Raw genomic sequence first — 16155 nt, forward strand, 5'->3', positions numbered from 1 at the left:
ACGAGTGCGCCGATCCTACCCGAGTTGAAAAACCTCCGCCAGCCACCGGAAAATCTTCTTCTCTGGCCAGAAATTAAATATTTTGCATATTCATAGGGTTAGGTGAAAAAAAGGTGTTGACACCCCTCCGGAATTCCGTAGAATGCCGCCTCACAGCAGGCACGTAGCTCAGTTGGTTAGAGCACCACCTTGACATGGTGGGGGTCGTTGGTTCGAGTCCAATCGCGCCTACCAAACAAAATCCGCTCTGCTGGGCGGTCTGGAAGGGCTCACCGAAAGGTGGGCCCTTTTTTGTTGTCTGCGATTTTAAATCTCTTTCAAAGCTCTTCGTTTCGCTCCCTTCTGATGTATTGGTTTGGGCGAGTACCGCTGTTTTTCGATGTAGATCGCTCGGAACTGAAAATTTCAACGGGTCGACTTTTTCGACCATTAAATAGTGTTGATATTTAATGGCTTACGGATGTTACGAACCAACCGGTTATCAAAAAATCGTTGTTACCGATCGTGGAATTCAGTAACATCCGCCCCGCGTTTACCACCACGGTTTATGCATTTTTAAATCCCAAGCTTCCATCAGCTGCTTGGGATTTTTTTTGCCTGCGATTTGGCTTTCGCAGTGCTTCTCTTTGTTCCTGCGATCCTGCGCGGGCAAATCCGTACTTTTTCAACTACTACTGACTGGCCGAATTCCAACCCTTTCCAAAGGAGTGTGTCGATGCTGGTTCACTGGTTTCTAGCGGCTATTCATCTACTGGCTTTTGCCTTGGGCTTTTGGGCCGTGCTGACGCGCGGAGCGGCGTTCAGTCGCTTGGCGGCCGGCACGGGGGAGGCCGGGCGGGTTTTGCTTGCCGATAATCTATGGGGCGTTTCTGCGTTGATTCTGCTTGTGACGGGTGGGATGCGGGCGTTTGGCGGATATGAAAAGGGCACTGACTATTATCTTCATCAGCCACTGTTCCATCTGAAGATGACGTTGTTTGTGCTTATTCTGTTGATAGAGCTTGCGCCGATGATCACGTTGGTCAAATGGCGGATTGCGTCAGCGCGGGGTGCGGCGTTCGATACCGGACGTGCAAAGCTGTACGCACGAATCAGTCATGTCGAGGCATTGCTGCTGGTGCTCATGGTGGTAGCCGCCACAGGTATGGCGCGTGGCGTGACATTCGCTTAGCAGAGCAAATTCCCTGCGCTCTATCGGAAACGTCCGACAGCCAGCCTCGGGAATGGCGGGTAGTATCGGGCGGCAACTGGGATGGGGTACAGCAATGAATCGGAAGGGGATTCGCGTGTCAGGCGCCGTGCCCAGCAGAGTGGGGAGCAGATGGCGATACGGCGCGTGAATCTTTAGCCAGTCATTACACGAGGCAAACGAACTGGCTACTGACTGCGAGGCGTTTCAGGGAGTTTGTGGCTTGTCCGGAGCGGTCAGGCCAGCCTGAATGCGCTGGTAAATCTCTTCACGGTGCACCGCAACGTTCTTCGGGGCATTGATGCCAATTCGTACTTGCTGGCCGCTAACGCCCAGGATAGTGATAGTAATGTCATCACCAATATTTATGCTTTCACCGACTTTGCGGGTGAGTATCAGCATGGTCTTCTCCTTGATTGCTTTGTAGGGCACCTGATTCAGACAGTGCAGAGGTCGGTGGTACGTATAGATTAGTGCGAAGTCTCATGGTTTGGGTGCCTCTTTCTGACGCGCAGATGCGGCATTAATTCCCAGGGCGTAACTATACAGAGGCTGCAATCATCAATCTCGTTGTTTTGTGCCCATTTTGCGGGGCTCGCGAAGTATTTATGAATGATAAGATCGCCGCTTTGAGATTTCCGAGGAAAGCGTTGTGCGCAAATTGGTCTGGATGGTCGCAACACTGGCATTGGCAGGATGTGGTGAAGGCAAGAGTGTAGACGTGCAGAAGCCGAAAGCGGCGGTGGTGAGTGCTCCAGCGGTGGTCTCTGCTCCACAGTGGGATCTGGAAGTGCGCGGCGAAACCCCTCAGGCAGTCAGTGACCTGAGTGGCTGGTTGATCGAACATGCTTTCGTTCCGACAGTCATCAAGGACAGTAGCGGCAAGACGCGGATTCTGATTGGTCCGTTCAATTCCCAGGCCGAGGCAGAAGCTCGAAAGGTGCAAGTTGATGCAGCATTGGTGAAGGCCAAAAAGCAGAATGTTGAATCGGTGCTGGTTGAACATCCGCTCACGCCGTAAACGATCCATTCGGCGGAGCTGCCTAAAGGTTGTCAAACGCGATTCGTTCCTTTTGAAGTCGCCGATGATTTCCAGAAGGAGCTCCGCATGGCCTCCGCCAATCCCTACAAATTATTCGATGTCATCCTGCATCGTAAAACGCAGTTGACCCCGCACATGATGCGGATCACGCTCAGCGGCCCGCCAGTCAATGAAATGGCTACTTGGGCGCCGGATCAACGGGTGAAGCTGTTTTTTCCTGCCGCCGACGGTTCGCAATCCAGGCTTTCCCAGAGCGAAGGCTGGTACGCTCGCTTCCGGGCGATGCTGGCGGATCGACGTCCGGCGATGCGCACTTACACCATTCGCCATTTGCGCGCCTCACAGGGTGAAGTGGATATCGATTTCGTCCTGCACGGCGAGACTGGGCCGGCATCTCGCTGGGCGCTTCGAGCGCAACCCGGTGAGTCGATGCAGATCCTCGCTCCCGACAGCCATTTCTCGGCGCAGGATGCCGGAGGATTTGAATGGAAACCGCCGCAAGTCCTCAAGCTGGTTTTGCTCGTCGCCGACGCGACGGCGCTGCCGGCTGCCATGGGTATTCTGGATGAGTTGGCAGTGCTCGCCGAGCCGCCGCAAGTCCAGGCATTTTTCGAAGTCGATAGCGCACAGGACATGCTTGCCGTTCCTCATTGGCCGGGGCTGTCGGTGCAGTGGTTAATCCGCGATCAAACGGGTGAAACGGTCACTGGAGCATTGATGGTTGAGGCGGTGCGTGAGGCAAAGCTGCCCATTCATAGGTCGGCAGCAGGGCGTGCAGTCGAGTTGGCCGATGTCGACATCGACAAGGACATTCTCTGGGAAATTGCCGAGACGGCTCCCGAAGGATTTTACGGTTGGGTTGCTGGAGAGTCTGCGGCGGTGATGAGCTTGCGCAGATACCTGATCAAGGAATGCGGTATCCCTCGCGAGTCGCTCAACCTGATGGGGTATTGGCGCTACAACAAGTCTGGCAGCTAGCCACAAAAAAGGCCTCGAACATAACGTTCGAGGCCTTTCTTTTTTGCGTTGCAATCAGCCGCAGGCTTTCATGTTCACCGGGCCGACAAATTCATTGCCGCGTCCCATCACGCACGCCACGCTTTGATTGCGCTGGCGTTCCCACTCTTGCACCGGGTAGGTCTTATCCCACGCCTCATACAATTGCCGATCCTGTTTCGACAAACGCAAGCCGTACTGCTTGCTCATGTAGAAATAGGTGCGGGCGATCATGCCGCGAATCGAAGGGCGAGGCATGACCTTCTTGGCCTTGAAGTCGACTTGGGTCAGGCACGAGCCGTACTGACCGGATTGCACCGGCAGCCAGCCGTAGCTGAAGTTACTGCGGTCGCCGTTGACAATGATATCGAATGTGACGATTTGTTGACTTGTCTCATTGATCCTAGAAATGTCCATATAGATCAGCCTACTAGCTGATCTCCGTTTGGTGTGATGCCTTTAAAAATCTTGTCAACGTTGACATCTAGGCATTGCTAGGCTCCCGACAAACGGTCTTAATCTTGGGCTTTGGTGTGGCGCTGTTCAGGCGCAGAAGGAGGGCTAATCGACCCGATGTAAAGCTCGGTGAAGCTTCGAACAATCCTACGGATTTCGCTCAAAGGCATGGGTTTGGACACAGGCGGCTCTCTCACATCTGAGTGACGCGCCGATAGGCCAGTGTGGAAGTTGTTACAGGTTTGTTTCAATTGTCTGAGGACGTTGCCCGAGACTGTCTGGAGGATGTTTGCGTCCACAGACTGGATAAACTCCATAATTTTGTACAAACCCTCGTAAGACTCGGCATTGGGTTGGCCCCAGTAATCCATCAGGGTTGCCAGTCTCTGAAGGTTCTCAGGGAGAATCTTGGAGAAGTCTATACCCGCTGGTTCTGTGGGGCTGAAGCCTCCCAGATTGGTGACTTTGAATACCAGCCTCAGCGGGATGGCTACATGCCTGTTGTTTTCATGGTCGTAGTCGACATGGTGCGTCATTTCGATCAAGCCCGGTTGGCCAGAGCTTACGGCAATGCCATTCATTCGGGTTATGGCTTGCATGGCTAGGTCGAATTGCCGGTTTGAATCAGCCTCATGTTGATCGTCGGGTATGAATGCCTCCCATTCTGAGCGGTTGGCTACAAACTCTATTGACCACCAAGGACTGACCGATGGCAGGCATTCCAAGGACGAACGTGGCCCTTTGACGAGGAACGCCCAATTGCATTTTTTCATGTCACCTACGCTAGTTTGAGGTTGGGTGGTCATCGGTGAATACTGCTCCGGTGGTTTGTGGCCGCGACTTTTTCAAGGTTTGGCTGGGTTGCCGTCATTAGGGGAAGAGAACATTCGCTGTTCTCTTCGATCGCTTCCTTTTCACTCAACAATCCGTCTTGCCTGATCAAGATTGAGGCTGCGCTCCAGGGCTGGGTGGACGGACGGTTATGGATAGTACAATCTGGTCTCATCTGAGCCATCGGGATATGGAGTGATCTGCATGGAATGCTTTCGAATAGATGAGAGCGGCTACACCGGATTCGATCTGCTGAACGAAGCGCAACCCTTTCAGGGGGCGGCAGCAATCGGAATCGATGACGCAGAGGCTGCGCGTCTGATTCGTGAGTATTTCCCTAAGCTTCAGGCACCTGAGCTGAAGTACCGGTCGCTTTCGAAGCGTGCGAGCAACCATCCCAGGCTTTTGGGCCTGATCAGCGATCTGCTGGCTAATCACAAGTGCATTACCTACCTTTGTGACAAGCGCTTCGCATTGCTTTTGAAGTTTGTGGATTATGGGGTTGAGCCTCATTACTACGAGCGAAACATCGATTTCTACAAGGACGGGCGAAATTACGCCTTAGCGTGTGTGTTGTATTACGCTGGGGCTCGATTGCTGGGTGAGGGGGCGATGAAGCATCTGGAATGTGCATTTCAAAATGCCATGAAGCTCAAAAGCCCCGGAGCGCTCTCCGACCTAGTTACCGCCGCCCGGCAGACCGATTGGAGAAAGCTCGCAGATGCTATGGGGCCTCTGGTACACGCCGATCCTGATTGTCTAGGCGCCATTGCAATGCCGGGTGTTACGACCGACATGGCATTACCCGTTCTCTTGGCACTCATCACTCGGATGGAGCAGATGAGCGACGGGCCGTATAGGGTGGAGCATGATCAGTCGAAGAATCTGCTGACCTACCATGATCTGCTCCAGCGTCAGATCGATCACACGGATGAGGCTGAATTTCGACAGTCTGCGCTCGCGAGTATTCGGTATCCGCTGAAGCTCAGCGAGGTAACCCAGGTCGACTCCAAGACGAGTCCAGCCGTCCAGCTTGCGGATGTTCTCATCGGAGCCACGATTGAGTCCGCGCAGCGTATGACTGGAAGGATCACTGATGGGTTGGATCCCCAGCGTCTTGGTGAGTTGTATCGCGATGATCAGATTATCCACATGCTGCCATCCGTGGATTTGGAGGAGCAGCGTGAATTCAGGAAGGGGACGCAGGCTGCGGCGTTGATCGACTACTTCGCGGAAAATTTTTCACCGACCCGGTAACGCGATCTTCTGCTCATGGGCTCAGTGAATCACTGGGCTGGCAACAGCGAATACCGCTCAAACAGCGAGCGATAGAACCCAATCAGCACCTCCTCAGCATTGGGCTCCAGGAGCTCGGAAGCACCAAATCGGTAGACCTCATACCCCACAAGCCTCAGAGCCCTGTCAGCGGCCATCATCTCGGCGTAGAGGCGGGGGCTTGAGCGTCCGTCAGGCTCGGAGTAATGGTGTTTGCCATCAACCTCGATGACAATCCGTACGCCACCAGGAAGCAACAGGAGGAAGTCCATGCGCGACCTCAGCAAGGCCTCCTTGCCACGTCGTGAGACCGTCAGGGGATCCCAGTGAAACCAGACCTCGGGCAGCAAGACCGGAAGCTCCGGAATCGCTGTCGTGAAGGCTTTGAAGAAGCTGGTGAAGGCGAGCGCTTGAGGGGGCGATGATTTTGGCAGGCAGGCTTTCAGGCGTTGGTACAGGCGATTTTTGGCCTGGTCTTGATCGATGCCATAGGTATGGGCATACCAAGCCTGGAGTTCGCGCCATACGAGCCCGGAACTCCCGATAGGGCGATCATAAATCAGGACATCCTCGATGCCGGTGACGACTTCGATATCATTGTCCAGCGCATTGCCCAGACGCAGGTCGGGCTTCGTGGTGGAAGCGAAGATTAGGTTCTTGGGTGATGACTGCTTGCCCGACCCCACGTAGGCCAAGCAGGCGGTCAGGAATGCATCCTCTCCCATTCCTACGACAATGTGGACTCCACATGTTTTGAGGATATCGTTGACGATCCCGATAAATTTTCGTTGAGCGGGTTCGCTGGGCAACACCCGCGACGACGCCAGGGCTTCGACGAATCGGCCAAACCGGGCGTGTGATGATTTAAATGCACCGAGCTTGTCGAAGAGCGTTACCGCATCCCAATCGGGATTTTCGATGTAGTGACGGACAATTTCCTGGCGGAGTGTTGGGGTTGGTCGGAGCAAGTCCACGAACGAGATTGTGTCGATTCGCCAGAACTCGCTGAGCACCTGTTCGAACGCAACTCTGTCTATGTACAGGTCGATGGTGTTGAGCTTTTCTGCCAGCTCTCGCCGGTAGCGACCGGGGATGACAGGCGCTGTTCCATCGTCCCACACCAGCTCTTGAAGCTGGTCGCGTTCGTGAACCTCAAGGCCAATCAGTTCCAAGGCTTTCTGAGCTGCAGCCACCCGTTGTGCATCATTCGCGTCCTCTACCGCTTTCTCAAGATGGCGTCTTTTTGAGCTGTACTCATTGCAATCATCGAGACCCAACGAGAAGAGCAGCTCAGGGATTTGTGTATCCGTGTAGTGCTCTTTCTGGTTGCCCAATATCTGACTGAAGGTGTCTCTAAGGCTGGTGAGGTTTTGCTGGGTTCGAGGCATGCGCAAGGGTTCGGACTGATGTCGTTCTGGACGATGCTAGCACTTACAGACGCAGCGTTAAGCCAAGCCCAGTTGTCAGCGCCTATGCCCGGTCACGACTCAGGCAGGATGAGGTGTATCGTGCTGAAGATTCTGCCCATGAAGGCCTACCCCTTTTGCCAATACCGCTGAACAGTCGATGTAGGCAAACCTAATTCACGTGCAGCTTCGGCTTGTGTCAGGCCCTGCTTTTTCAGTTCAACAACTGCACTGACCCTCTGAGCATCCGCTCGAGTTCCTCGAGATCGTTTTTTCAATGCGCCGTCTTGAATCTGATCCTCCATGATTTTAAGGCCGCCAGATTCGATGAAGCCTTGAAGCTCTTTCTGCGCATTTTTTATCAAATGTTCAGGAGCCTCTTTGTCACGGATCGCCAAGCACAACGCCAATAGAGTCAGAAGATTGATATCGAGCGTTTCGGCGATCTTGACGAGGGTAGGTAGCGTCGCCTGGATTTTCCCTTGCTCGAGCAAGCTAAGGTTGCTCTGGCTGATTGTTCCCGCCAGGGCCTCATAACCCAATCCTTTCATTTGCCGGATGGCGCGCAGCGTGACGGCTAGCTCTTCCTTCACGTTCAGTTTCTCAAAATGAAGGATAGAGCCATACTCGCATTGGCCCACCAAATATCTCTAATTGTTAATGGTGGGATATTTGCTTATGATGGCCATTCAACAGGATGCATAGCGCCAAGGAATCGCGTGCCTTTCGGCAGCATCCCTATCCGGTTGCCAGAAGCATGAGCAGGGTCAATCGAAGACTGCCTTACGCTGAGCTTATTCAGAGCTTGGCAGGGTTTGAAATAGGGTTTATCCGCAGTGTTTGTAACCAATAGCAGCTATTTGCAGGGGCAATTTAGAACTCCAGACAGCATTCGAATGCTCTGGAAATCGGTCGATATCAGTCGGTGCGAGTACTCGTTTCTGATTGAGGGAATGGGATTAGAGGATGGTGGCTTTAGTCCGGTTGCTCACTTAGTTACGGATGTGGAAACCGTTCAGATGATGCGTGCAGCAGAGCAGGGTGAATTCCTGATCGTGACGAACATCCATCTCATACTTCCACCCACAAAGTGCGAGCAGGCGTCATACGCAATGGAGCTTCTCTCTGAAATTCGCATCCAACCTGGCACCGAGGAAAACCCCGTCTACGAGTTCATCACCGGAACGGGCCATATCTACACCAGTGCACGCACATGATGGTTCAAACACTGGAGGCGCCATGTCAGTAACACTTGATGAGATTGCTCAGTTTTTTTACGGAAGTGGAGAAGTCGTTCTTGGTTGGCATGGCGCGCAAGAAGAAGTAATAGGGCTCGCCGAAAAGACTTTTCCGGGGAAGCCTTTCTGCCTAGTGAAGCAATGGATCATCGCTGATCTCCAGCTCACTCAGGCGGAGCAGGATCGACTCGCATCAATGGGGCTGCTACCCAAAGCTGTCTATTCCCATGAGGTCGTCCTGGACAGCCGCCGACGTTTTTCTCCCGGCCACTGGGTGCGCACCAATTTCGGAGTTTCGCATGACCACCCGTACATGTTTGAAACTAAGAGCACGGTCTACCTATTGCTTGGTGATGGTGTAAGGAAGCCAGCAGCACTTAGTACCGTTTTCTCGTTTCGACCGTAACTGACTCAACACTTCACCCACGCTGCCATTCAGGCAGTGCGATTGGCTACGCCTATAAAAATTGCAGGAGCACGTTTTGATTCGATTTGATTGCCGGCAGGTCACTGGAGTGATCGAGAAGCCACGAGTGATTGCTACTGAGCAGGGGACTGTGACCGCGCGCATCGTTATCGATGGGCAGGTGTTGCCGAATGTTTTGCTGCCAGGAAAGATTTTTGAAGAGATCGAGGCGGGGGAGCGTGTGACCCTGTACGGCATCTTCACAAAGAAAAAAGACAAGACTGAGAACAAAGCCATCATCTACGCAGTAAAGGGCTCGAGCGGCAAGCTTGTCGCGGCGAAGCAGTACCAGATCAAAGTACCGGTTTTAATGCTCGTTGCAACGGTACCCCTGATGATTGCGGTGGCCGTTGCTGGTTGCTTCATTTCACCTTATCCGATCCACCTCGTAACGGGTAGCGTCAACCCTAGTTATCTAGTTCCGGCGACGTTTAAGGCCGCGGCTTGGGAAGCAGTCTGTAGTGGTCAACCAATCCCGGACACGACGTTAAGTTCTTCCTCGGCCCGCGCTGGTGCCAACCCCTCGTTGAACTGGTGAGGCCGAATCCAGTTGTAGCGATGCATCAAAAAGTGGCTGATATCGCGCTGTGCTTCCTGCGCAGTTCGATAGCCCACGGTCGGTATCCATTCTGTTTTCAAGCTACGAAATACGCGCTCCATCGGTGCGTTATCCCAGCAGTTTCCTCGTCGACTCATGCTCTGACGCATGCGGTATCGCCACAACCGCTGGCGAAAGAGTCGGCTTGCATATTGCGATCCCTGGTCCGAGTGGAATAGCAGATCCGAAGGCCTGCCACGCTGCTCGTAAGCCATATCCAGCGCTTTGATCACCAACTCAGCGTCTGGCTTTTCCGACAGCGCCCAGCCCACGATCCGACGCGTACAAAGATCCAGGACGACAGCCAGGTAATGCCACTTTCCTTGTGCCCAAATGTAGGTGATATCGCCGCACCAGACTTGATTGGGCGCAGGCACGTCGAACTCGCGATTCAATGTGTTCGGGATATCCAGTCTTTCTACTGTTGCTCGTTTGTAGGCATGGGAGCCGGGTTGTTTGCTGACTAAATCAAGCTCGCGCATCAAGCTACGCACTTTGAATCGACCGAGTTGCTCACCGTCTTCACGCATCAGTGACAGGATGCTGCGACTGCCCGCAGAGCTGCGACTTTGCGAGAACAGCTCACTTACGCGACTACGCAATCGAAGCCGTTCGACATCCGGCGTGCGGCGCCGCAGGCGCTGGGCGTAGTAACACGAGCGAGTGACGTCAAACACCTTGCACAGCCAATCAACCGGCTCATGTGCCCTCAACTGGTCAATCAGCGCGAACGCTCGTGATCTTCCGACATCAAGAGCGCGGTAGCCTTTTTTAGTATTGATTTCTCTCGCTCAAGCCGAGCAATCCGGGCTTCCAGCTCCTGAATTTTTTGCTGTTCCGGAGTCAGTGCCTTGCTCTGCGGAGTGACGCCTTTATGTTCTTTCTGAATCTGGTCAACCCAGCGGCGCAATGCCGACTCACCAATGCCGAGCGAACGGCTGGCTTCGATGTAGCTGTAGTTTTGTTTGAGCACAAGGTCAGCAGCCTCGCGCTTGAATTCAGGAGTAAAGGAGCGGCGTTGTTTAGTCATCTGACACCTCGATCTGGCGAGCATTCTCGCCTAAATGGGTGTCCGGTTTCATTAGACCACTACAGTCGCTGCTGGCGTGTTCATGGTTGGATGTGCGATCAACTTTATTCGGAAAAGTAGCCAACCGGAAAGCTGGGCAGTGATCGATGCTGTGACACTTTCTCAGCGCTTCAGTAAGGCGTTTAAGTAAACACTTCATAGCCAGGCTTCCCCTTTGGTGGAGGCTTCGGCGAGGCGAAGGGGAGGTGGCACGTGCAGATCGATGATCTCGAGCGCGAACGACGTCGTAAAGCAGTGGCAGAGGTTCTTGGTTGTCAGGCACTCGAAGGTGTGAGGCCTTCCTCTACGCACCTTGCTGAGTTGCAGCGATATGCGGATGGCCTGGTCAGTCTTGACGAACTTCTGATGGAGTTGATTGAGTCCATACGGCAGTGCTCTCCACGGTAAGCAGTTAACTTTCAGGAAGGCCGGCTTTGACAGATCTTTACCATGCTTGATTCGAACCCCCAGACAAGCAGCCGGCTGGCGCCGAATGATCGAGTTCTATTTCTCGATTTTGATGGAGTGCTGCACCCAGACGACGTTTACCGTACCCGGAGTGGTTTGGAGTTGCGTGCACCCGGGCAACTCATGATGCATGCCGGAATCCTGGTAGCGATACTGAAGGAATTTCCTCAAGTCAAAATCAGCTTATCGACAAGCTGGGCGCGCATCCTCGGTTACCGCCGTGCACGCGCCGCCTTGCCGCCAGAGTTGCAAGCTCTCACCGTGAGCAGTACTTGGCACTCAAGGATGCCCAGGGCTCCGTTTGAGGGCTACGACATGCACAGCCGATATCAGCAGATCCGTGCTGCGGTAACTAGGGCCGGCCTGACGAATTGGATCGCCCTAGATGATGATCCTTTTGAAAGCTGGCCGGATCACGATCAACGGCTGATCCGGACTGATCCTGACCTAGGTCTTAGCTCAGTGCTGACCCAGGAGGAGCTACGGTTCAAACTGAGAGCCTTATGAGGACGTAAAAACACTTCCCGAGACGCTTTGCATTGCTGAAAAACATGAGTTTATTGCTTCAGTAACCGTATTCGCTCAGCAATTTGCGCAGGAATTCACACCGCCTTTGAGCGATGCACAGAATAAGGTAATCACGCTCGTAGTCCTTGGTCGAGAGGTGTCCGGCATCCACAAGGCCATGGATGTAGCCTTCTGCTTTGCCTCTCACTTCGAGCAGTGCTTCTATTGTGGTGCTTTGGTACATGTTTTCAGCCAGCAGTCGCCACCGTTTCTTTTGGTGCTGCCCGACTGGGCCGTCCGAAAACTTTGGGGCGTTGATCAGGGTATTGAAATCGGCACGTGCGTCAGGTGTGTTCAAAGCGGGTTCTCAGAACAGTGATATCTGTACCGAGGTTATCACGCGCACACTTAATGGCCTGCTGTTGGCTGGTTTACGTAGGCGCTGTCGCGAAGGAACGATTTTTATGATGGCGCAGGCTTTCGATTGCGGCTGTGAAACCTGGAGTTCGATATGGGGCACCTTAGCCTTGAGGACGTCTACCCCGACGACGTAAAAAAATACGGCCATCTGCGAGTGGGATTGACCGACTTCTACGTAAAAGAAAATCACGCCACTTATGGTGTGGTTACGCGTGGCCAATACCGCGAACTGACCAGTAGATTACTGCGTGACGAATCGGTGCAAATGATCATCAGCGCTAAGCTCGCCGCATTGCCAGAGGACTACGATCCGTGGATTTGGCGGATCGAACGCAATCGCGCCCTACGCGCTAGGTATGGGGAAAAATTCGATCCTTGGGGAGACGACTGACAGCTCCCTTCGTCCAATCACCAATGCAGCGCCTCACCTTTTTCGGCCGATCTGGTGGTAACGCATCTCATCGACCCATTGATACTGTAGGCAGTGGAACCAAAAACTCCAGGCGCTTAGGTGTACTGGCGGCTAGATCAGCGTTGCCAAATCGTACTGCACTTGACCACCCGCTTTCATCCGTTCTGAACTGCCATTTGCATTGGACTTGACCTGTACGGTTAGCACTCAGGAGCGGGGCGGAGCGATCCATTGCAGCGCATCGGCACCGGCAGAGATCGGCCAGAAGTAGCCGGTCAGAAGCCGCTTTTCGACCCATAGCAGACGCTCTGAAGAGCGTCTGCCGAGGCTGGCAGAATCAATTAGGCAGCATGACCGTATCGATCACGTGAATCACGCCATTGGATTGCATGACGTCGGCGATGGTAACGGTAGCCTTGTCTCCTTTGGCGTCCTCTACCCACAACTTGCCATCGTGCAGCATCACGCTCAGTGATTCGCCCTGGACGGTTTTCAGCATCACTTTGCCTCCGTTCATTTTGGCGTCCTCCATCAACTGTTTGGCAGTGTGAGTGCCGGCCACTACGTGGTAAGTCAGGATTTTTGTCAGGTCAGCTTTGTGTTCTGGTTTGATCAGCGTATCGACGGTTCCGGCGGGTAACTTGGCGAAGGCCTCATTGGTGGGGGCGAAGACGGTGAACGGCCCTTTACTGTTCAGCGTATCAACCAGTCCGGCAGCTTTGACCGCTGCGACGAGCGTCGTGTGATCTTTGGAGTTGACGGCGTTTTCGACGATTGTCTTGGTCGGATACATGGCGGCGCCACCGACCATCACGGTGTCGGCAGCGAAAGCCAATCCAGTGCCGAGTGACAGCACAGTAAGGCAGGTAATGGCGAAGCGTTTGATGGACTTGTGCATGATGCGTCTCCTTGATTCTTCGACCCTTCGAATGAGGGTGCTGAATTTACGGAGCAGCTGCTGAAACGGATGCAACTCAGGGTAAATATTTTTCGAATGCCTGTTTCTGGGCAGAAGCGGCCGTTGATGAGCGGCTGTTTTCGGCCAATAGCGGACAGTCAGTTGTACATAAATTTGCTCCTTTTTGCGGATGTGCGGCGGAGAGCTCACGCCTTCAAAAGGCATGAGCTGATATAATTATCCCTTCATCAATTCTAATACGGTTTTGGTAGGGTCGACGTTTATTTGAGGTGTCGCAGTTGAGCGAGATTCGTGAAAGTAAAATACCGAGTCACGTTCTTTATTGTTTATAATCGACCTGGTTTTTTGATGGATGCCAGAGTATTGTTCTTCGATGAGTTTTATATTTGTACCTAAGTTTTTGATTTCGTTGATCACTGCTCCGCACATAATTCTAATGAGGATTTTTTTGGCATATTCTTTACTGGCGAGGTTTTGATCTTTTGTAATTAGCGAGATCATAGAGTCCAGCCCATCACCTAACAAGTTCCAGGTGTTCGCCATGTTTTTTGCTGCGTTATAAGCGTCCTGAGAGTGTTGCGCCAAGCCTGTATAGCCTGCGACTAGGTTTTGTGTAGCTTTGATTTCATCCTGTAAAGCTACCTGTTTGTTAACTAATTCCGACTTTTCTTGTATTAGTTGCCAAAGCCTAACCCCTGTGGCTGCTTCACCGCCAATGCCTGCCGCGAGGAGTCCGATACCTCCTATCACTGCTGCTGTACTTGCGTTAGCAGTGAAAACCTCGGTGGCTGCGCCTACAAAAATAAGCACGCCGCCCGCGAGGATGCCCAGACCGCTTGCCGCAGCTAACGCAATATCCAAACTTATGTCATGTTGAATAGTTGTTATTTGATCAGTAATATTCTTCAACTCATCCACGTCGCCACCAGTTTTTGAGTGAAAGTCAGATACAAGTTTGCCGAACGCAGAAGAATCACTAGTTAAAGAGTCGCGCAGTGTTGTGAGTTTTGCTACGACGTCGTTTGCTGTGTTTCGGTAATCGGACGTACTGTTTTTTAAGCTTGTTAGAATGTCCAAAAAATCTTGGATAGGCATGTCGGCGTTCAAAAAGTTTGTTGATGACTGGTGCAGAGCGATATAATTTTCCATATCCGCTAGCGACCGTAATATTTTTGGTTGTAGGTCGTCTAGATAGTCCTTGGCGTGGGCTTTTGCACCGGAAAGGGCAAAGTTGATCTTGTATTCTTCGTCTTTAAGGTGTGGAAAATTATGGAGCTCCATTGGTTGTTGGTTTAAGATGCTCAGCGCGTAAGCTTGTATGGTGATTTCCGCGCCGATATGTATTTGCTGCATTGATGTTATGGATTGCAGTGCTGGTGTGAGAGTGTCTGGTATTTCATTTTCTTGATGAGCGTTCATTTTATTTCCTTATAAGATTTTGGCTTTATTTGCTTAAGTCGCTGAGTGCTCTTGATGGTTTTTGCAGTTGTAGTTTAAATGCGAGCCAGTCGTTATCTGCATCCCGTGAAAAAGAGCTTTTGATCTCCGATAGCTTGTAGTCCATCCAAATAATATTTGACACTTAATTTAAATAAGCTTTGAGTTGCAGCTAGTGGGATTGCATCCAAGCCACTTTCTGCGAAGATTGAATCAATCGGGATTTGTGCCGTCAATACTAGGGCGCTCTGCTGAGCCACTATATCCGCGTGGGTGAGTTTTTCGTTCTTAAGTGAAGTCTGGTGCACGGACAAAGAAGATTTTCCATAAATTGCAGGAGTTATAGGGCGGCTCTCAAGTTTCATTTTCATCTTAAAGTCCTTTTGATTTTGGTCTTCATGTTGGTGCGTAATGTTTGTTGCTGTTTTAACAACTATTCGAATTTTTCGTGGCGAGCTCCGGGTTTTTAATTATATTTGCGGCGTGAGCAATCCTCTGGAGCCAAGCTAGATAGCATCACTGAATATAGAATGGTTCGGAAAGCGTGCCAAGAAAAAATGCTTGTAATTTTGGATTAGTGAAAACTCTAATGATTTCATAAGATTGTTGATTCCAGATGATGTCACTCTGAGTCTGATGCTTTATTGACGGTTTTGGTATCGAAGCTTAGCCTTCAATAGGCGCGTCCCCTGGGTGATACGTCGATGGCGAGTTCTGCACGCTGGCGGCGGGCTGCAAATGGACGTTAACCTGACTGCCGGTTAATCGGCAGCCTGGGCTCAACTCTGACTGGCGGGGAGAACTCGACACTGATTTTCAGATGCTGGGACGGGAAGCGCTATACCAACAAGGTAGTCAACACAGGAAAAAATGGAGTAGAGGCTGATACGCCGTATCAAGTAGATGAAAATGGAAATATTGTGAATAAAGCAGAGGAGTAATAACGATATTTTCGAGGTGTGTAATCCCTAAGCAGTGAGGAATTATTTAATCGAGGCTGCCGCTCTTTGGAAGGGCATTCTGCACCATGGTGACTAGGAGTTATGTTGAGTGTCCGCTCGTGGCCGATTTCTGCATGTCGCGAAGGGCTGAAATCGGTCAGAAGCAGACGCTCTGGTCAGAACCCCGTGAAACCCGAAAACCAAGGTAAAACAGCGCGACTGTTATGCCCTTCGTACTTCGCTTGTCCTCGAAGATCATTGAGGCATAGAAATAAACTGATTGTGGCTGGAATAGATAGAACGTTTAGCATCCAGAAAACGACATTGCTGGATTCAAGCGTCACCAGCGCGACGATGTTAATGACTACCATGCTGATTATCAGAATATTGTATTTGAGGTGCTGACGTCTGAAGGATGAAAAGCTTTTCCAGTCATAAATCAGCCATTCATGATTAAAGACTTCGCATTCGGGGCACTTATGGGT

Annotated in this window: 20 protein-coding genes, 1 tRNA gene and 1 pseudogene; 12 read left to right on the top strand and 10 right to left on the bottom strand. The window is 52.0% G+C overall.

Annotation, left to right across the window (positions count from 1 at the left end; all coding sequences use genetic code 11):
• The first annotated feature begins 157 nt into the window (after positions 1–157).
• Both ACA074_RS09810 and ACA074_RS09815 read left to right on the top strand, forming a co-directional pair.
• Positions 158–234, top strand: a tRNA-Val gene (locus ACA074_RS09810).
• A 481-nt stretch (positions 235–715) separates the two neighbouring features.
• A complete protein-coding gene (locus ACA074_RS09815; RefSeq protein WP_489881444.1) occupies positions 716–1171 on the top strand; it encodes a DUF2214 family protein in 456 nt (151 codons plus the stop codon).
• Between the two features lie 225 nt (positions 1172–1396).
• Here the strand turns inward: ACA074_RS09815 and csrA are convergent, their stop codons facing one another.
• Positions 1397–1591, bottom strand: a complete 195-nt coding sequence (gene csrA, locus ACA074_RS09820; RefSeq protein WP_003179932.1) for a carbon storage regulator CsrA — start codon at positions 1589–1591, stop codon at positions 1397–1399.
• Between the two features lie 250 nt (positions 1592–1841).
• On the opposite strand from csrA, the gene ACA074_RS09825 reads away from it, so the two are divergent.
• Positions 1842–2210: an SPOR domain-containing protein gene (locus ACA074_RS09825; RefSeq protein WP_497678874.1), complete on the top strand. Its 369-nt coding sequence runs from the start codon at positions 1842–1844 to the stop codon at positions 2208–2210.
• 87 nt (positions 2211–2297) lie between these two features.
• Positions 2298–3209, top strand: coding sequence for a siderophore-interacting protein (locus tag ACA074_RS09830; RefSeq protein WP_497678875.1), 912 nt, complete (start codon positions 2298–2300; stop codon positions 3207–3209).
• Positions 3210–3263: 54 nt separating this feature from the next.
• Here the strand turns inward: ACA074_RS09830 and ACA074_RS09835 are convergent, their stop codons facing one another.
• Together ACA074_RS09835 and ACA074_RS09840 are read right to left on the bottom strand one after the other, a co-directional pair.
• A complete protein-coding gene (locus ACA074_RS09835) occupies positions 3264–3644 on the bottom strand; it encodes an endonuclease (RefSeq protein ID WP_497678876.1) in 381 nt (126 codons plus the stop codon).
• Positions 3645–3742: 98 nt separating this feature from the next.
• On the bottom strand, positions 3743–4489 hold the full coding sequence (locus tag ACA074_RS09840; protein ID WP_497678877.1) for a hypothetical protein: 747 nt from the start codon (positions 4487–4489) through the stop codon (positions 3743–3745).
• A gap of 229 nt (positions 4490–4718) precedes the next feature.
• On the opposite strand from ACA074_RS09840, the gene ACA074_RS09845 reads away from it, so the two are divergent.
• A complete protein-coding gene (locus ACA074_RS09845; RefSeq protein WP_497678878.1) occupies positions 4719–5771 on the top strand; it encodes a DUF3800 domain-containing protein in 1053 nt (350 codons plus the stop codon).
• A gap of 29 nt (positions 5772–5800) precedes the next feature.
• Here ACA074_RS09845 and ACA074_RS09850 read toward each other — a convergent pair whose 3' ends face one another.
• Together ACA074_RS09850 and ACA074_RS09855 are read right to left on the bottom strand one after the other, a co-directional pair.
• On the bottom strand, positions 5801–7177 hold the full coding sequence (locus ACA074_RS09850) for an AbiJ-related protein (protein ID WP_497678879.1): 1377 nt from the start codon (positions 7175–7177) through the stop codon (positions 5801–5803).
• Between the two features lie 146 nt (positions 7178–7323).
• On the bottom strand, positions 7324–7788 hold the full coding sequence (locus ACA074_RS09855; RefSeq protein ID WP_428551952.1) for a helix-turn-helix domain-containing protein: 465 nt from the start codon (positions 7786–7788) through the stop codon (positions 7324–7326).
• A gap of 243 nt (positions 7789–8031) precedes the next feature.
• Here ACA074_RS09855 and ACA074_RS09860 point away from each other — a divergent pair, with 243 nt between their 5' ends.
• The 3 genes from ACA074_RS09860 (at position 8032) to ACA074_RS09870 (ending at position 9437) form a co-directional block, all read left to right on the top strand.
• Positions 8032–8412 (top strand): hypothetical protein, encoded by a 381-nt coding sequence (locus ACA074_RS09860; protein ID WP_497678880.1) that lies wholly within the window; start codon positions 8032–8034, stop codon positions 8410–8412.
• A gap of 22 nt (positions 8413–8434) precedes the next feature.
• Positions 8435–8839: a DUF6957 family protein gene (locus ACA074_RS09865; RefSeq protein WP_497678881.1), complete on the top strand. Its 405-nt coding sequence runs from the start codon at positions 8435–8437 to the stop codon at positions 8837–8839.
• A 76-nt stretch (positions 8840–8915) separates the two neighbouring features.
• On the top strand, positions 8916–9437 hold the full coding sequence (locus ACA074_RS09870) for a hypothetical protein (protein ID WP_497678882.1): 522 nt from the start codon (positions 8916–8918) through the stop codon (positions 9435–9437).
• Here ACA074_RS09870 and ACA074_RS09875 read toward each other — a convergent pair.
• A protein-coding gene (locus ACA074_RS09875; RefSeq protein ID WP_497677316.1) for an IS3 family transposase occupies positions 9365–10527 on the bottom strand; the annotation gives its coding sequence in 2 pieces (ribosomal slippage) (positions 9365–10272 and positions 10272–10527; 1164 coding nt in all). The two genes, ACA074_RS09870 and ACA074_RS09875, sit on opposite strands and share 73 nt — an antisense overlap.
• 294 nt (positions 10528–10821) lie before the next feature.
• Between ACA074_RS09875 and ACA074_RS09880 the strand changes: the two genes are divergently transcribed.
• Positions 10822–10974, top strand: coding sequence for an antitoxin VbhA family protein (locus ACA074_RS09880; RefSeq protein WP_420865094.1), 153 nt, complete (start codon positions 10822–10824; stop codon positions 10972–10974).
• Between the two features lie 42 nt (positions 10975–11016).
• Positions 11017–11541 carry an HAD domain-containing protein gene (locus ACA074_RS09885; protein WP_497678883.1) on the top strand — a complete coding sequence of 175 codons (525 nt, stop codon included), beginning with the start codon at positions 11017–11019 and terminating at the stop codon, positions 11539–11541.
• Positions 11542–11599: 58 nt separating this feature from the next.
• On the opposite strand, the gene ACA074_RS09890 is transcribed toward ACA074_RS09885, so the two are convergent.
• Entirely contained in the window at positions 11600–11899 is a 300-nt protein-coding gene (locus ACA074_RS09890) for a hypothetical protein (RefSeq protein WP_497678884.1), read from the bottom strand.
• Between the two features lie 153 nt (positions 11900–12052).
• Between ACA074_RS09890 and ACA074_RS09895 the strand changes: the two genes are divergently transcribed.
• Positions 12053–12352, top strand: coding sequence for a hypothetical protein (locus ACA074_RS09895; RefSeq protein WP_497678885.1), 300 nt, complete (start codon positions 12053–12055; stop codon positions 12350–12352).
• A 358-nt stretch (positions 12353–12710) separates the two neighbouring features.
• Here ACA074_RS09895 and ACA074_RS09900 read toward each other — a convergent pair whose 3' ends face one another.
• The 3 genes from ACA074_RS09900 to ACA074_RS09910 all read right to left on the bottom strand — a co-directional run bounded on the left by ACA074_RS09900 (position 12711) and on the right by ACA074_RS09910 (position 15100).
• Positions 12711–13271 carry a fasciclin domain-containing protein gene (locus tag ACA074_RS09900; RefSeq protein ID WP_497678886.1) on the bottom strand — a complete coding sequence of 187 codons (561 nt, stop codon included), beginning with the start codon at positions 13269–13271 and terminating at the stop codon, positions 12711–12713.
• 237 nt (positions 13272–13508) lie between these two features.
• On the bottom strand, positions 13509–14711 hold the full coding sequence (locus ACA074_RS09905) for an HBL/NHE enterotoxin family protein (protein WP_497678887.1): 1203 nt from the start codon (positions 14709–14711) through the stop codon (positions 13509–13511).
• Positions 14712–14803: 92 nt separating this feature from the next.
• Positions 14804–15100, bottom strand: a complete 297-nt coding sequence (locus ACA074_RS09910; protein WP_497678888.1) for a hypothetical protein — start codon at positions 15098–15100, stop codon at positions 14804–14806.
• A gap of 387 nt (positions 15101–15487) precedes the next feature.
• Between ACA074_RS09910 and ACA074_RS09915 the strand changes: the two are divergent.
• A pseudogene (locus ACA074_RS09915) lies at positions 15488–15670 on the top strand (ice nucleation protein); the annotation flags it as partial.
• Positions 15671–16155: the final 485 nt, after the last annotated feature.

It is taken from the genome of Pseudomonas sp. LBUM1655 (genome assembly GCF_059716085.1).

Coding starts and splice junctions, on each gene's coding strand:
- ACA074_RS09815 (WP_489881444.1), top strand. CDS start 716: ATGCTGGTTCACTGGTTTCTAGCGGCTATTCATCTACTGGCTTTTGCC.
- csrA (WP_003179932.1), bottom strand. CDS start 1,591: ATGCTGATACTCACCCGCAAAGTCGGTGAAAGCATAAATATTGGTGAT.
- ACA074_RS09830 (WP_497678875.1), top strand. CDS start 2,298: ATGGCCTCCGCCAATCCCTACAAATTATTCGATGTCATCCTGCATCGT.
- ACA074_RS09835 (WP_497678876.1), bottom strand. CDS start 3,644: ATGGACATTTCTAGGATCAATGAGACAAGTCAACAAATCGTCACATTC.
- ACA074_RS09840 (WP_497678877.1), bottom strand. CDS start 4,489: ATGACCACCCAACCTCAAACTAGCGTAGGTGACATGAAAAAATGCAAT.
- ACA074_RS09845 (WP_497678878.1), top strand. CDS start 4,719: ATGGAATGCTTTCGAATAGATGAGAGCGGCTACACCGGATTCGATCTG.
- ACA074_RS09850 (WP_497678879.1), bottom strand. CDS start 7,177: ATGCCTCGAACCCAGCAAAACCTCACCAGCCTTAGAGACACCTTCAGT.
- ACA074_RS09865 (WP_497678881.1), top strand. CDS start 8,435: ATGTCAGTAACACTTGATGAGATTGCTCAGTTTTTTTACGGAAGTGGA.
- ACA074_RS09885 (WP_497678883.1), top strand. CDS start 11,017: ATGCTTGATTCGAACCCCCAGACAAGCAGCCGGCTGGCGCCGAATGAT.
- ACA074_RS09895 (WP_497678885.1), top strand. CDS start 12,053: ATGGGGCACCTTAGCCTTGAGGACGTCTACCCCGACGACGTAAAAAAA.
- ACA074_RS09900 (WP_497678886.1), bottom strand. CDS start 13,271: ATGCACAAGTCCATCAAACGCTTCGCCATTACCTGCCTTACTGTGCTG.
- ACA074_RS09905 (WP_497678887.1), bottom strand. CDS start 14,711: ATGAACGCTCATCAAGAAAATGAAATACCAGACACTCTCACACCAGCA.
- ACA074_RS09910 (WP_497678888.1), bottom strand. CDS start 15,100: ATGAAAATGAAACTTGAGAGCCGCCCTATAACTCCTGCAATTTATGGA.